The following is a 15,237-nucleotide window of genomic DNA, read 5'->3' on the forward strand; positions in this document are numbered from 1 at the left end:
ACGAGAGTGCCTTGGAGTATGGCACGGGAATTCGGTTCCGAAGAACCGTGGGCGCTGGGAAACTTCCTACAAATGCAGGATCAGGGTCTTCAACGGGGGCTGTTGATCCCTGGAAGGAAAGTCGGCCCCAGGTGTCATCACGTGCCACTCGCGTACCGGGCGCCCGGCTTTTTCCGCGCAGCGCAGCACCTGCTCACGCCAGTCCTCCATGCTGACTTTTGCCAGGTTGTTGCAGCAAATCAGTACGCCATTATCGGCGGTGGCCAGCAGTGCGGGTTTGAGCAGGCTTTGATAGTCGCGCAACAAATCGACGGTGCCGAAAGCGCTCTTGGCCCAGGCGGGAGGATCGAGCAGTACCAGGTCGTACTGGCGCTGTTCCAGGCGCGGATAGCTCGGCAGCTTCTGCCCGCGACGCTGGGTGATCGGCAGGCCCGCCAGTTGGCGAATCGCCGGGAAGTAATCGGACTGTACAAACTCCATGCTAGGCAACTGCGGGTTGAGCTGGCCGTTTTCACGCCCCACCGCCAGGTTGCCCTCGGCAAAATCCAGGTTGCACACTTCCCGTGCGCCCCCCGCCGCTGCGCTCAAACCTACCCCACAGGTGTAGGCGAACAGGTTCAGCACGCTTTTGCCGGCGCTGTGGTCCTTGACCCAGCCCCGGGTGTTGCGCAGGTCGAGGAACAGCAGTGGGTCTTGCCCGGCGTGGCGCCCACGCACACGGTAATTGAGGCCCCACTCGTGGCCGACCAGGTCTTCCAATGCGCCAGGCTCGGCGCGGTACACCGTGTCTTCGCGGTCGATGCGCGAGTTGCCGCGGGCACGGTCGTTGTACACCAGCAACAATTCCAGGCCCATGTATTGGTTGATCAGTTGGTGCAAGTCCAGCAAGTCTGCGGTTTCCAGGGACTGGTGGAAGCTTTGTACCAGCAATTGCGGGCCGTAGCGGTCGATGGTCAAGCCGCCGGCGCCTTCCTGGCTGCCGTGGAACAGCCGATAGCAGTCCGTACCCTGGGCGTGCAGCGTGTTGATCAGGTCTTGGCGGTGATCGAGGGCGGCGCGCAGCGCCTGATTCAAGGGAGTCATGGAGCGCGCCTTGCTGGTAGATGAATAAGAAAAAGGGGGCGCGAAGTTTAACAGCTAACCCCGGCCTGCACAGGCCGGGGATTATCCTGGCCCTACCGGTTGAGGCGTTTGTCGATCAAACCGTCCACCACGCTGGGGTCGGCCAGGGTCGAGGTGTCGCCCAGGCTGTCCAGTTCGTTACAGGCGATCTTGCGCAAGATGCGTCGCATGATCTTGCCGGAGCGGGTTTTCGGCAGGGCAGGGGCCCATTGGATCAACTCCGGTTTGGCGAAGCTGCCAATCTCCTTGCTGACCAACTCCAGCAGGTGCTTTTTCAACGCGTCGCTGGGTTCGACGCCATTCATGGGGGTGACAAAGGCGTAGATGCCCTGGCCTTTGACGTCGTGGGGGTAGCCCACCACCGCGGCTTCGGCGACCTGATCATGCAGCACCAGCGCATTTTCCACCTCGGCGGTGCCGATGCGATGGCCGGACACGTTGATCACATCGTCGATCCGCCCGGTGATCCAGTAGTCGCCGTCTTCATCGCGCCGTGCGCCATCCCCGGTGAAGTAGTAGCCGGGGTAGGGCTTGAAGTAGGTGTCGATCATGCGCTGCGGGTCGCCGTAGACGCTGCGAATCTGCCCCGGCCAGCTTGATTTGATGGCGAGTACACCGCTGCCGGCGCCGCTGATTTCCTTGCCTTGTTCATCAAGCAACACCGGTTGTACGCCGAACATGGGCTGTGTCGCGCAGCCCGGTTTGATGCGCTGGGCGCTGACCAGCGGGCTGAGCATGATGCCGCCGGTTTCGGTCTGCCACCAGGTATCAACAATCGGGCAGCGCTGTTCGCCGACGGCGTTGAAATACCAGTCCCAGGCTTCCGGGTTGATCGGCTCACCTACGCTGCCCAGCAGGCGCAGGCTGGCGCGCGATGTACTCTGCAGCGGGCCGTGGCCTTCGCGCATCAGGGCGCGCAGGGCGGTGGGCGCTGTGTAGAAGATATTCACCTGGTGTTTATCGATGACCTGCCAGAAGCGCGAACTGTCCGGATAACTCGGCACGCCTTCGAACATCAGCGAGGTGGCGCCATTGGCCAGCGGGCCATAAACGATATAGCTGTGGCCGGTGACCCAGCCCACGTCGGCGGTGCACCAGAACACTTCGCCTTCTTGGTAATCGAGCACGTACTTGAAGGTCATCGCCGCTTGCAGCAGGTAGCCAGCGGTGGTGTGCAACACGCCTTTGGGTTTGCCGGTGCTGCCGGAGGTATACAGGATAAACAGCGGGTCTTCGGCGTCCATCGGCTCGGGTGGGCAGTTGTCGCTGGCGGCGTCCAGGGCGGCTTGGTATTTGAGGTCGCGGCCCTCGTGCCAATTCACGCCCGCCCCGGTGCGCTCCACCACCAGTACCGTGCTGACATTCGGGCAACTGGCCAGGGCCTTGTCGACGTTCTGTTTCAGCGCCACGGGCTTGCCACCGCGTATGCCTTCGTCGGCGGTGATCACGGTGCGGCAATCGGCGTCGAGGATGCGGTCGCGCAGGGCGTCAGGAGAGAAACCACCAAACACCACCGAGTGCACTGCGCCAATTCGCGTGCAGGCCAGCATGGCGTACGCCGCCTCGGGGATCATCGGCATATAGATGCACACGCGATCACCTTTGTTCACGCCACGGCTTTTCAACACATTGGCCAGGCGGCTGACGTTTTGGTGCAGTTGACGGTAAGTAATCGTGCAGGATGTTGACGGGTCATCGCCTTCCCAGATGAAAGCCGGCTGATCGGCGCGTTGCGCCAGATGGCGGTCGATGCAGTTGTAGCTGACGTTCAACTGGCCACCGGCAAACCATTGGGCGGCACCGGTGTGGATGTCTGACTGCTGGACGCTGTGCCAGGGTTTTATCCAGTCGAGAAAGCCCTTGGCCTGTTCGGCCCAGAAGGTGTCTGGCTGGTCGATGGATTGGCGATAGAGGCGCTGGTAGTCCTCTTGACTGAGCTGCGCAGCCCGGCGGACGGCATCGGCGGTGGGAAAGGTGCTGATATCGAACATGAGCGCTCCTTATTCTTGTTTTTGCGACAAGCCATAAAGATGCACCCTGGGGCGGGAGGGTTCAAGGCCAACGTCCAAACGGACGTTGGCCTTGAATGAACGGCTTCAGCCGCGGTGGCGACCACGGAAGTAGTTGATCAGGCCCTGGGTCGAAGCATCTTCGGCCAAGGTTTCTTCGGCGCCGGTCAGGCGGTTGTACACGCCTTTGCCCAGCTCCTTGCCCAGTTCAACGCCCCATTGGTCGAAGGCATTGATGCCCCACACCACGCTCTGCACGAACACCTTGTGCTCATACATCGCCACCAGCGCACCCAGGCGGCGTGGGCTGATGCGCTCGACCACCAGGGTGTTGCTCGGACGGTTGCCCGGGATCACCTTGTGCGGTGCCAGCTTCTGTACTTCGGCTTCCGGCAAGCCCTTCTCACGCAGCTCGGCTTCGGCCTCGCTGCGGGTCTTACCGAGCATCAGCGCCTGGCTCTGGGACAGGCAGTTGGCGTACAGCCACTGATGGTGGTCGGACACAGGGTTGAAACTGACGATCGGCACGATGAAGTCGGCCGGGATCAATTGAGTCCCTTGGTGCAGCAACTGGTGGTAAGCGTGCTGGCCGTTGCAGCCTACGCCGCCCCAGATCACCGGGCCGGTATCGGTGGACACTGGCGTACCGTCCTGGCGCACGCTCTTGCCATTGGATTCCATGTCCAACTGCTGCAAATGCTTGGTGATGTTACGCAGGTAATGGTCGTACGGCAGGATCGCATGGCTCTGCGCACCCCAGAAGTTGCCGTACCACACCCCCAGCAAGCCCAGCAGCACGGGCATGTTGGCTTCGAACGGCGCGTTCAGGAAGTGCTGGTCCATGGTGTAGGCACCCGACAGCAGTTCCTTGAAGTTGGACATGCCGATAGCCAGGGCAATTGGCAAGCCGATGGCAGACCACAGCGAGTAGCGCCCACCGACCCAGTCCCACATGGGGAAGATGTTTTCTTCGCGGATACCGAAGGCCACGGCTGCGGCATTGTTGCTCGAGACGGCGATGAAGTGGCGATACAGTTCGGCTTCCGAGCCTCCCTGGGCCAGGTACCAGGCGCGGGCGGCCTGGGCGTTTTTCAGGGTTTCCAGGGTGTTGAAGGATTTGGACGAGACGATAAACAGCGTGGTCTCGGCGCGCAGCTTCATGGTCAGTTCGTGGAACTCGCTGCCGTCGATGTTCGCCAGGTAGTGGCAACGCACACCTTTATGGGCGTAGGACAGCAAGGCCTCCGAGACCAATTCCGGGCCGAGGAACGAGCCACCGATGCCGATGTTCACCACGTCGGTGATCGGCTTCTCGGTGTAGCCACGCCACAGGCCGTCGTGGATACGGCCGACCAGGTCAGTGATCTGATTCAGCACCTTGTGCACGTCCGGCATGATGTTCACGCCGTTGACCGACAGCTTATCGCCCACCGGGCGGCGCAGGGCGGTGTGCAGGGCAGGGCGGCCCTCAGATGAGTTGACCGGTTCGCCAGCGTACTGCGCGTCGATCGCCGCCTTGAGATTGACTTCCTTGGCCAGGCCCACCAACAGGTCGCGGGTTTCGCTGGTGATCAGGTTTTTCGAGTAATCGAGGAAAAGTCCGCAGCTGCTCAAGGTGAACTGGGAAAAACGCTGAGGATCGGCATTGAACGCCTCGCGCATGCTGAAATCCTGCATGGCTTGGCGATGTTGAACAAGCGCTTGCCAGGCGGGCAGCGCGGTAACGTCATGAGGGGTGCGGTAGTACGCCATCGCTGCGGGTTTCCTTTTATTACGGGGACTGCCTTTAGGACACTTCAAAGCCCGGAACATCCAGTCTTATCGCAAGGATTGGGTTCCAGACAGCGCTAACCATAGCGCAGGGCAGTTACATTAAACCTAGCGTGTGGATATGTCTTGGCTTTGTCTGCGCTGTGGCCGGTACTTTTTTATACCGGCACAGCCGTCGGGGCAACAGGTTGAGGGTAAAGCGGGGGTCAGGCGAGGTTCAGGTGCAGGTTATCGATGAGGCGTGTTGCCCCCAGATAGGCGGCGACCAGGATCACCACATCACGATCTTCAGCCGTGGCCGGGCGCAGATGTACGCCTTGGCGCACTTCCAGGTAGTCCATGCGCAGCCCTGCGGCTTCAATCTGCTGAATGTGCTCGGCGCGAAGCCTGGCAAAATCATGATCGCCGCCTTGGATGGCCGTGGCGATCTGGCTGAGCGCGCGGTACAGCACTGGTGCGACCGCACGTTGCTCCTCGGTGAGGTAACCGTTGCGTGATGACAGCGCGAGGCCGTCCTCGGCGCGCACGGTAGGCTCGCCGATGATCTGGATCGGCATGTTCAGGTCGCGGACCATGGCGCGGATCACCGCCAACTGCTGGTAGTCCTTCTGGCCGAATACGGCCATGTCCGGCTGGACCATGTTGAACAGCTTGCTGACCACCGTGGCCACGCCTTCGAAGTGCCCTGGGCGGCTGGCGCCGCACAAGCCTTCGGACAGCTGTGGCACGCTGACTCGGGTCTGGCCGTTCATGCCATCGGGGTACATTTCCTCGACCGTCGGCGCAAACAGCAGGTTGCAGCCCGCCTGCAGAAGTTTTTCCTGGTCGGCGGCCAACGTGCGCGGGTATTTGTCCAGGTCTTCGCCCGCGCCGAATTGCAGCGGGTTGACGAAAATGCTCGCCACTACGAAATCCGCTTGCTGCGCGGCCTTGGTCACCAGGGTGGCGTGGCCGCTGTGCAGGTTACCCATGGTGGGCACAAAGCCGATGCGTTTGCCGGCGCTGCGGGCGTGGGTTACGGCAGCCCGCAGTTCGCGGACGGTTTTAACGGTGTTCATGCCGAGAACCCGTGTTCAATACCTGGGAAAGTTACATTCTTGACTTCGCTGACGTAGGCGCTCAGGGCCGCGTGGATGCTGTCCTGGCCGGCCATGAAGTTCTTCACGAACTTCGGTACGTGGCCAGTGATCGACAGGCCGAGCATGTCGTGCAATACCAGCACTTGGCCGTCAGTGGCGGAACCTGCGCCAATCCCGATCACGGGCACTTTGACGGCCTGGGTGATTTCGGCGGCCAGTTCGCTCGGCACGCACTCCAGCAGAATCATCGCAGCACCGGCTTGTTCCAGTGCAATAGCATCGGCGCGCATCTGGCGGGCCTGGGCTTCATTGCGGCCCTGGACCTTGTAACCACCGAGGATATTGACCGACTGCGGTGTCAGGCCCATGTGCGCGCACACTGGCACGCCGCGCTCGGCCAGCAACCGGATCGACTCGGCCAGCCACACGGCACCTTCGACTTTGATCATATGCGCGCCCGCCTGCATCAGCTTGCCGGCGTTCAGGAAGGTTTGCTCAAGGGTGGCGTAACCCATGAACGGCAGGTCCGCGATGATCAAGGCGCCATCATTGCCACGCTTGACGCTGGCGGTGTGGTAGGCGAGCTCATCGGTGGTCACGGGCAGCGTGCTGTCATTCCCTTGAAGAACCATGCCCAGGGAGTCGCCCACCAGCAGCACTTCGACGCCAGCCTGGCAGCTGGCGTGGGCGAAGGTGGCGTCATAGCAGGTCAGCATGGTGATTTTTTCACCTTTGAGCTTGAGGCTCTGCAAGGTGGTCAGGGTAATGTCTGGCATGAAAGGGTCCTCGTTCAGGCGCTTGGAAACAGCGAGTAACGCGCGTGAGTCTTCGTTTATACAGGCGCACTGTCTTGAAAGCAGTGCTTATAAGGCCTGGATTGCGCCCTGTCGCGCCGGGTTGGCGGCAGCGGGACGCCTATAGTCGTGAGGAGGACACGGGAAGTCAATTGGATGTGTTACCGCATTGTTACGATGGCGGTGTTACCGCTGTTACTGACGCGATTCAGCAAGATGGGCACAGGCTTGGGGCGCACTGAATATCCAATGTGGGAGCTGGCTTGCCTGCGATGGCATCACCTCGGTGTGGCTGATACACCGGGTCGCTTGCATCGCAGGCAAGCCAGCTCCCACATTGACCGGGTCATTCTTGAGGGAGGCGTTCCAGGCCGACGAACGGGCAGGCGGTGAGCAGGTCGCTTAAACGCTGGCCGTCAGGCAGCTGCAGGTCGGCTGGCGCCAACTCAGCCAACGGATACAGCACAAACGCGCGCAGATGCATCTGGTAGTGCGGCACCTTGAGGCGCGGCTCATCGATCAGGCGATCACCGAACAGCAGGATATCCAGGTCCAAGGTGCGCGGGCCCCAGCGTTCCAGGCGTTCGCGGCCCTGATCGTTTTCGATGGCTTGCAGCGCATCGAGCAGGTCCAATGGCGCCAGGTGACTGTCCAGCGCCGCAACGGCGTTGGTGTAGGGCGGCTGGCCGGGCAGCAGTGAATCGCTTTGATAGAAGGCGGACACACCGGCGAGCTGAGTGCCAGGCAATTGCGCCAGCGCCTCGATCGCGCTGCGCAATTGTTGCTCCGGGGCAGCCAGGTTGCTGCCCATGCCGATGTAGATACGTTCCACGTTTATTCGCCCGCAGCGCCCGAGGCATCGGCACTGCTGCGTTTACGCTTGGTGCCGCTGCGGCGACGCTTTTTCGGGCCTTCGCCGGCGCTATCACCTTTGCTGCCCAGTTCACGAATCATTTCGCGGCGCTGGCTGTCATTGGCGTCCTGATAATCGGTCCACCATTCGCCCAGGCCATCGGTCTGCTCGCCCGCGCTTTCGCGTAGCAGCAGGAAGTCGTAGCCGGCACGGAAGCGCGGGTTGTCCAGCAACAGATCGGCGCGCTTGCCGCTGCGGCGTGGCAGGCGCTCCTGCATGTCCCAGATTTCGCGGATCGGCATGGTGAAACGTTTGGGGATGGCGATGCGTTGGCACTGTTCGGCGATCAGCTCGTGAGCCGCTTCCTGCATGGCCGGGATCGGCGGCATGCCACGGTCCTGCAGGCGCAGTACGCGTTTGGGCAGGGCCGGCCACAACAAGGCGGCAAACAGGAACGCCGGGGTCACCGGTTTGTTTTGCTTGATGCGCAGGTCGGTGTTGATCAAGGCTTCGCTGATCAAGGTGTGGGTGTACGTCGGGTTGTACTCCAAGGCCTCGGCGCTGGCCGGGAACAGGGGGTCGAACAACTGCAGGTCCACCAGCATTTCAAAGGTGTCGGCGGCGTAGCCCGAAAGGAACAGCTTGAGCACTTCCTCAAACAGGCGTGCCGAGGGGATTTCCCGCAGCATCGGCGCCAGTTCGCGAATCGGTGCGGCGGTGTGTTTTTCGATGCCAAAGTTGAGCTTGGCGGCGAATCGCACGGCACGCAGCATGCGCACCGGGTCTTCCTGGTAGCGCTGCGTCGGGTCGCCGATCAGCCGGATCAGGTTGTTGCGAATGTCGTGTACGCCGTTGGCGTAATCGAGGATGCGCTCGCTGACCGGGTCGTAATACAAGGCGTTGATGGTGAAGTCGCGACGTTGCGCGTCCTCTTCCAGAGTGCCATAGACGTTATCGCGCAGGATGCGCCCGCTCTCGTTGCGGGAAGACTGGTTGGTGTCCTCCTCTTCATCGTTTTGCGGGTGACCGGCGCGGAACGTTGCGACCTCGATGATTTCGCGACCAAAGTGGATATGCACCAGCTTGAAGCGCCGGCCGATGATTCGTGCATTACGAAACTCGGCGCGCACTTGTTCAGGCGTGGCACTGGTGGCGACGTCGAAATCCTTGGGCGTGATGTTGAGCAACATGTCGCGTACGCAGCCACCCACCAGGTAGGCCTGGTAGCCGGCGTTCTGCAAACGTTCGACGATGTTCACTGCATAACGGCTGAATTGAGCGCGCTGCAGCGAATGCTGGCTGCTATTGAGCACTTCAGGCGTGCTGCGTTTGTGTTGCGTTCGACGCAAGGGAGAACGGAATGACTGGAACAACTTCTTCAGCATGGGATGCACTGTTTGAAGGAATGTTCGGCCATAACGAAGAATGACCGCATGATGGGCGGGGATTCTAGCATTTAGTCAGGGGATGGTGTAGGAACAAGCTAAAGGCATTGCGCCATAAGCGTTTGCAGGTCAAATCCCGGAAACTACAAGGGGAGCCGAAGCTCCCCCAGAAGTAGTTGCGTGCTCTATTTTTATTATTGATGTCGGGCTTCTTGTTTTTGTTGATCGCCCTCGCCACGAAGTTTCACCTTCATGACACTCCCAATCGGGAGTCAAGAGCAAACGGATTGCTTTGGTCGCTGTGTTGCTGATCTACGATCCAACCAGTTCAGGCTCTGCCTTAGGGCAGTTTTTGTTGTTCTCGGCCTGGTTGCGGGGCAAGCCCCAAATGCAACGCCTCTCCAAAAGAATCAGTTAGCTGCGCCTCCGCCGTGTTGTTTTTGTTATGCGTGAGTCGATTCGTCTTATTTTTATTGTCTTGTACAAAGCTTGTTATTGTTTTTGTACTAAGCATATAGCAGGGTGCGTGCCAACTTTTGCGCCGTCCAGCAAAACCGGGGGTTTGGGCTGGTTTCGCCAGATTGAGGGCCAAAAAAAAGCCGGGGCTTCGTTACCGTAAGCCCCGGCTTTTGTTACGTGAAAAGTCAGCGGTAACAGTTTTTTCACATCAACAGGTGTTACCTGTGGGGCTGCGCTCTCAGCTTTCGCTGGCCACCCCGGTCTTGCGCCGTGGAATGCCCAGGCGCTGACGCCGTTCCCACAAACACTTGCGACTTACACCCAGTTTGCGGGCCAGTTCGGTCTCGGTCATATGGTCCTGATGCTCGAGCACGAAGTGCTGGAAGTAGTCTTCCAGTGACAAATCTTCCGTCGGCTCATGGCTGGTATTGCTACCGCCGCCCTGCTGCGGGGCCAGGCCGATGAAGTCGTCGTCATCCAGGTCGCTGAGCTCAATGTCGATGCCCAGCAACTCGGCAGAAATCTCCGGGCTCTCCGACAGAATCACGGCGCGCTCGACGGCGTTCTCCAGCTCACGCACGTTCCCTGGCCACGAGTAGTGACGGATCGCCTGCTCGGCGTCCGCGGCAAACTTCAAGTCGGTGCGGTCAATGCGTGCGCCTTGACGCAACAGGAACGCGTTGGCGATTTCGTTGACGTCGGCGCCGCGCTCGCGTAGGGCCGGCAATTTGAGCGCGATGACATGCAGGCGGTAATACAAGTCCTCACGGAACTGGCCGATCTTGGCCAGGCTCTTCAGGTCTCGGTGTGTCGCCGCGATCAATCGAACATCGACCTTCTGTGATTGCACCGAACCCACGCGACGAATTTCGCCTTCCTGCAGCACGCGCAGCAAACGCGCTTGGGCTTCCAGGGGCAGCTCGCCAATTTCATCAAGGAACAAGGTGCCGCCGTCCGCGGCCTCCACCAGGCCCGCACGCCCGGCGCTGGCGCCAGTGAACGCACCTTTCTCGTGGCCGAACAGCTCGGACTCGATCAGGGATTCGGGGATCGCCGCGCAGTTCACCGAGATCATCGGCGCCTTGGCGCGCTTGGACAGGTTGTGCAGGGCGCGGGCCACCAGCTCTTTGCCGGTGCCCGACTCGCCCTGGATCAATACATTGGAGTCAGTCGGCGCCACCTTGCGGATCTTGCTGTACAAGTCCTGCATCGGAGGGCAGGAGCCGATGATGCCGATCTCGCCATTGCTGTTGTTGGCACCTGGTTTTTCGGCGCCGCTGGTCTTGCCGGTGGGGCGTGGCTCGGCAGGCGCACTGCTGGCCGACACACGGTCACGCAGGATGCGGGCCACGGCCTGGAGCATCTCGTCGTGGTCGAAAGGCTTGGCGATGTAGTCCACCGCGCCCATCTTCATCGAGTCCACCGCCGAGCGCAGGCTGGCGTAGCTGGTCATGATCAGCACCGGGGTGCCCTGGCCCAGCTTGATCAGCTCGGTGCCCGGGGCGCCTGGCAGGCGCAGGTCACTGACAATCAGGTCGAACGTGGGAATGCTGAATCGCTCTTGGGCTTCCTGCACCGAGCCGGCTTCGCTGACCTGGTACTGATTACGTTCAAGCAGGCGACGCAAGGCAGAGCGGATAATGGTTTCGTCTTCGACGATCAAAATGTGCGGCATTGATTCAATTCTCTCGACGGTCTCAGTTCACAGCGGACGTCGCTTCGACATGACGCGGCAAGGTCACCCGGATACGGGTGCCGCGTTGGCTTTGTGTGTCAGCCGGGCTGTCGATGGTGATTTGTCCATAATGCTCTTCAACGATGGAATAGACCAGTGCAAGGCCCAGACCGGTACCTTCACCGGGGTCCTTGGTGGTGAAGAAGGGTTCGAACAATCGGTCCATGATGTTCTGTGGAATGCCGCTGCCTTCGTCTTCCACGATCAGGTCGACCGTGTGCTCGAAAGCCTCGCTCTTGACGCGTACAGCACTGCCGGCCGGAGACGCGTCGCGGGCGTTGGACAGCAGGTTGATCAGCACCTGGGCCAGGCGTTGCGAGTCGCCATCGACCCAATGGTCCGGATCGCACAGGTTAAAGAACTGTACTTCGAAATTGCGCCGGTTCAAGGCCAACAGCCCAATGGCATCCTGCGCGACTTCGGCCAGGCACACCGCTTCGTCCTGATTCTGATGGGCGCCGGAGTGGGCAAAGCTCATCAGCGACTGGACGATGCGTGAAACCCGCTTGGTCTGTTCAAGGATCTGCCCGCTGATTTCGGTGATTTCCCCGTCTTCTTCGCGCTCTTCCCGCAGGTTTTGCGCCAGGCAGGCGATACCGGTGATCGGGTTGCCGATTTCATGAGCCACGCCGGCCGCCAGGCGCCCAATGCTGGCCAGGCGTTCGGAGTGCACCAGCTTGTCTTCGAGCATCTGTGTATCGGTCAAATCTTCTACCAGCAGCACCAGGCCGCTGTTACCCGGCGCCAGAGGTTCGTCGATGGCCGCTTTGTGCAAGTTGAGCCAGCGGGTCTGGCCGTCGAGGGCCAAGTGCTGTTTGTGCAAGTGCTCGTCCGGCAGGTTGATGAAACCCTGCAGCAGCTCTTTCCAGGGATCGCCCAGTGTATTGAGGCGCGAACCCACCACCCGCTGGGCGGCGATGCCGGTGAGTTCTTCCATGGCTTTGTTCCACATCAGGATTTCCTGGTCCTTGGCCAGGGAACACACGCCCATCGGCAGTTCCTGCAGGGTCTGGCGGTGGTAACGGCGCAGGGCGTCGAGTTCGGCGGCCAGGCCTGTGAGGCGCGAGTGGTAGTCCTCCAGCCGGCTTTCGATGAAGTGGATGTCTTCGGTGACGTAGTTTTCGCCACCGGCCTTGTAGGGCAAGAAGGTTTCCACCATGTCCTGGGACACGCTCGGCCCCATCAAACCGGACAGGTTGGCTTCGATACGGTCACGCAGGCGGCGCAGGGCATAGGGGCGGCGCTCGTCAAATGGCAGGTAGAGGTCGCGCAGCGCCTGTTCGACTTCCTTTTGTGCGGCCTTGGCGCCCAGGGGCTTGGCCAGTTGCGTGGCGAACTCTTGGGGCGATGCCGCATGCAGTTCGCGGCGTTGCGGGCGGCGTACGTTGTCTACCGCACAGGCTTCTGCGGCGCTGGTTTCTTCGGCGCTGGCGTTAGTGAACAGCGAGATCAGGGTGAACATCAGTACGTTGGCGGCCAGCGAGGCGATGGCCGCCATGTGCCAACTGGTGTCGTCCAGCACGTAAATCATGTTCAGCAACGGGATATAGAAGCCCTGCAGATTGCCGACCAGCGGTAGCAGCATGGTCACGGTCCACACCAGGATCCCGGCCAGCAGCCCTGCAATAAAGCCACGGCGATTGGCAGTCGGCCAGTACAGCACCGACAACACGCCCGGCAGAAATTGCAAAGTGGCGACAAACGCGACGATGCCGAGGTTGGCCAGGTCTTGCCCGGCGCCCAGCAGCAGATAAAACGCGTAACCGGCCATGATGATCGCGACGATCAGCGCGCGTCGGGTCCATTTCAACCAACGGTAGATATTGCCCTCGGCCGGCGGCTGGTACAGCGGCAGTACCAAGTGGTTGAGCGCCATGCCCGAGAGTGCCAGGGTGGTGACGATGATCAACCCGCTGGCGGCCGATAACCCCCCGACATACGCCAGTAGCGCCAGGGCCGGGCTGTTGGCAGCAATACCGATGCCCAGGGTGAAATACTCGGGGTTGGTGGTGGCCCCCAGTTTCAGGCCAGCCCACAGGATCAGCGGCACCGCCAGGCTCATCAGCAACAGGAACAGCGGCAAGCCCCAGCTGGCGCTGACCAGCGAGCGCGGGTTGAGGTTCTCGGTGAAGGTCATGTGGTACATGTGCGGCATCACGATCGCCGAGGCGAAGAACACCAGCAGCAGCGTACGCCATGGTCCCTCCTGCAAGGGGGTATGCAAGGCGGCGAGGGCGGTCTGGTTTTGCAGCAGCCACAGCTCCAGCTGTTGCGGCCCGTCGAACACGCCGTAAAGCGCATAAAGGCCGACGCCGCCGATGGCGATCAGCTTGATGACCGACTCAAAGGCAATCGCAAACACCAGGCCCTGGTGTTTCTCGCGGGTGGCGATATGGCGAGAGCCAAAGAAGATGGTGAACAAGGTGATCAGCGCGCAAAACGCCAGGGCAACCCGATGTTGCACGGGCTCTCGGGTCAGGATGCTGATGGAGTCGGCCACCGCCTGGATCTGCAGGGCCAGCAACGGCAGCACGCCGATCAACATGAAGATGGTGGTCAGCGCGCCGGCCCAGGTGCTGCGAAAGCGAAAGGCAAACAGGTCCGCCAGGGAAGACAGCTGGTACGTCCGGGTGATTTTCAGGATCGGGTACAGCAGCACCGGCGCCAGCAGGAACGCGCCGGACACCCCCAGGTAACTGGAGAGAAAGCCGTAGCCGTACTGATAGGCCAGCCCCACCGTGCCGTAGAACGCCCAGGCACTGGCGTACACGCCCAGGGACAAGGTGTAGGTCAACGGATGGCGAATGATCGCCCGCGGAATCATTCCGCGCTCACTGATCCAGGCCACGCCGAATAACGCAGCCAGGTAGGCGGCGCTGATCAGCAGCATCTGGGTGAGACTAAAGCTCATCGGCATCTTTTTGGCTCTGCAGGATGAAGGTCACGACGATCAGGATCAGCCATAGCAGATAAGGGCGATACCAGGCGCCCGTGGCGTCGATCCACCAATCCATGATGGCGGGGGAGAACAGGTAGATCCCGACGACCAGCAGCAGGACCAAACGATAGATGTACATGTTGGCCTCTGATTAAAAATCTGCCGCGATGTTAACGGATGGCTGGCAACCTGCAAGCGCCTTCAACTCAATTGCGCTTCGGCCAGGGTCAGCGTGCGCGGGATGCGGGTGGCGTCCCAGTGTGCAATGCCCCAATCCAGCAGTTCTCGTGGGCTGGCGTACAGCAGTTGCGCGTCGGGCTGTTGGCCAAGGGCGCGCAGTGCTCTGAGCAGCAAAGGCGTGGCCTGGTCGGCTGTCAACGGTGGAGAGCGGTAGGACTTGCCCAGCTTGTTGCCGTCTGGCTGCACGATCAGCGGTACATGCAAGTAACGTGGCTGGCGCAGGCCAAGCAGCTCTTGCAGGTACAGCTGGCGCGGTGTGGAGTCGAGCAGGTCGGCGCCGCGCACGATATCGGTTATCCCTTGCCAGGCGTCGTCGAGCACCACCGCCAGTTGGTAGGCGTAGAGGCCGTCGCGGCGACGGATGATGAAGTCGCCGGCATCGCGGCCCAGATGCTGCCGGAACTCGCCCTGCACACGGTCGGTAAAGTGGTATTCCAGCTCGGGCACGCGCAGGCGGATGGCGGCGTCTTGCTGGTCGTGGCCGGCATTGCGGCACAAGCCTGGGTAAACCCCGTTGTAGGGCTCCAACTGCTTGCGCGAGCAGGTGCAGGCGTAGGCCAGGCCGTGGTTGAACATATCGTTCAGTACTTTGGCGTAGGCATCATGCCGCTCGCTCTGGCGAACCAGTTCGCCATCCCATTCAAAGCCGTAGCTTTCCAGCGCATGCAGAATCGCCGCCTGGGCGCCGGGCTCTTCACGCGGAGGGTCAAGGTCTTCCATGCGCATCAACCAACGGCCCTGGTGGGCGCGCGCATCGAGGTAGGAGGCAAGGGCGGCAACCAGGGAGCCGAAGTGCAAATGGCCGCTGGGTGTGGGGGCGAAACGCCCAATATAGGTAGAGGCTGTCATGGCC

The 15,237-nt window shown here is 61.1% G+C and carries 11 protein-coding genes; all 11 read right to left on the bottom strand.

What is annotated here, in order from left to right; genetic code table 11:
- Positions 1-66: 66 nt before the first annotated feature.
- On the bottom strand, positions 67-1,083 hold the full coding sequence (locus AC4PS6_RS24830) for a class I SAM-dependent rRNA methyltransferase (protein ID WP_198833218.1): 1,017 nt from the start codon (positions 1,081-1,083) through the stop codon (positions 67-69).
- 92 nt (positions 1,084-1,175) lie between these two features.
- Positions 1,176-3,113, bottom strand: a complete 1,938-nt coding sequence (gene acs / locus AC4PS6_RS24835) for an acetate--CoA ligase (protein ID WP_073454201.1) — start codon at positions 3,111-3,113, stop codon at positions 1,176-1,178.
- Positions 3,114-3,218: 105 nt separating this feature from the next.
- Complete coding sequence (gene pgi / locus AC4PS6_RS24840) at positions 3,219-4,883, bottom strand: glucose-6-phosphate isomerase (RefSeq protein WP_003194166.1); 1,665 nt, start codon at positions 4,881-4,883, stop codon at positions 3,219-3,221.
- A 224-nt stretch (positions 4,884-5,107) separates the two neighbouring features.
- The gene (gene panC / locus AC4PS6_RS24845) at positions 5,108-5,959 is read right to left on the bottom strand and encodes a pantoate--beta-alanine ligase (protein WP_014719945.1); all 852 of its coding nucleotides are present in this window, start codon (positions 5,957-5,959) and stop codon (positions 5,108-5,110) included.
- Positions 5,956-6,756 carry a 3-methyl-2-oxobutanoate hydroxymethyltransferase gene (panB, locus tag AC4PS6_RS24850; protein ID WP_014719944.1) on the bottom strand — a complete coding sequence of 267 codons (801 nt, stop codon included), beginning with the start codon at positions 6,754-6,756 and terminating at the stop codon, positions 5,956-5,958. The genes panC and panB overlap by 4 nt, the downstream gene beginning before the upstream one ends.
- A 364-nt stretch (positions 6,757-7,120) precedes the next feature.
- Positions 7,121-7,606: a 2-amino-4-hydroxy-6-hydroxymethyldihydropteridine diphosphokinase gene (gene folK / locus AC4PS6_RS24855; RefSeq protein ID WP_032902683.1), complete on the bottom strand. Its 486-nt coding sequence runs from the start codon at positions 7,604-7,606 to the stop codon at positions 7,121-7,123.
- A 2-nt stretch (positions 7,607-7,608) separates the two neighbouring features.
- Positions 7,609-9,012, bottom strand: a complete 1,404-nt coding sequence (locus AC4PS6_RS24860; protein ID WP_003194157.1) for a polynucleotide adenylyltransferase PcnB — start codon at positions 9,010-9,012, stop codon at positions 7,609-7,611.
- Between the two features lie 697 nt (positions 9,013-9,709).
- Positions 9,710-11,146 (bottom strand): sigma-54-dependent transcriptional regulator, encoded by a 1,437-nt coding sequence (locus tag AC4PS6_RS24865; protein WP_014719942.1) that lies wholly within the window; start codon positions 11,144-11,146, stop codon positions 9,710-9,712.
- A 22-nt stretch (positions 11,147-11,168) separates the two neighbouring features.
- On the bottom strand, positions 11,169-14,123 hold the full coding sequence (locus tag AC4PS6_RS24870; protein ID WP_003194154.1) for a sensor histidine kinase: 2,955 nt from the start codon (positions 14,121-14,123) through the stop codon (positions 11,169-11,171).
- On the bottom strand, positions 14,107-14,283 hold the full coding sequence (locus tag AC4PS6_RS24875) for a hypothetical protein (RefSeq protein ID WP_003176118.1): 177 nt from the start codon (positions 14,281-14,283) through the stop codon (positions 14,107-14,109). The genes AC4PS6_RS24870 and AC4PS6_RS24875 overlap by 17 nt, the downstream gene beginning before the upstream one ends.
- A gap of 62 nt (positions 14,284-14,345) precedes the next feature.
- Positions 14,346-15,233, bottom strand: a complete 888-nt coding sequence (gene gluQRS, locus AC4PS6_RS24880) for a tRNA glutamyl-Q(34) synthetase GluQRS (RefSeq protein ID WP_137270807.1) — start codon at positions 15,231-15,233, stop codon at positions 14,346-14,348.
- Positions 15,234-15,237: the final 4 nt, after the last annotated feature.

The sequence above is a fragment of the Pseudomonas sp. DW-iso17 genome (assembly GCF_058725345.1).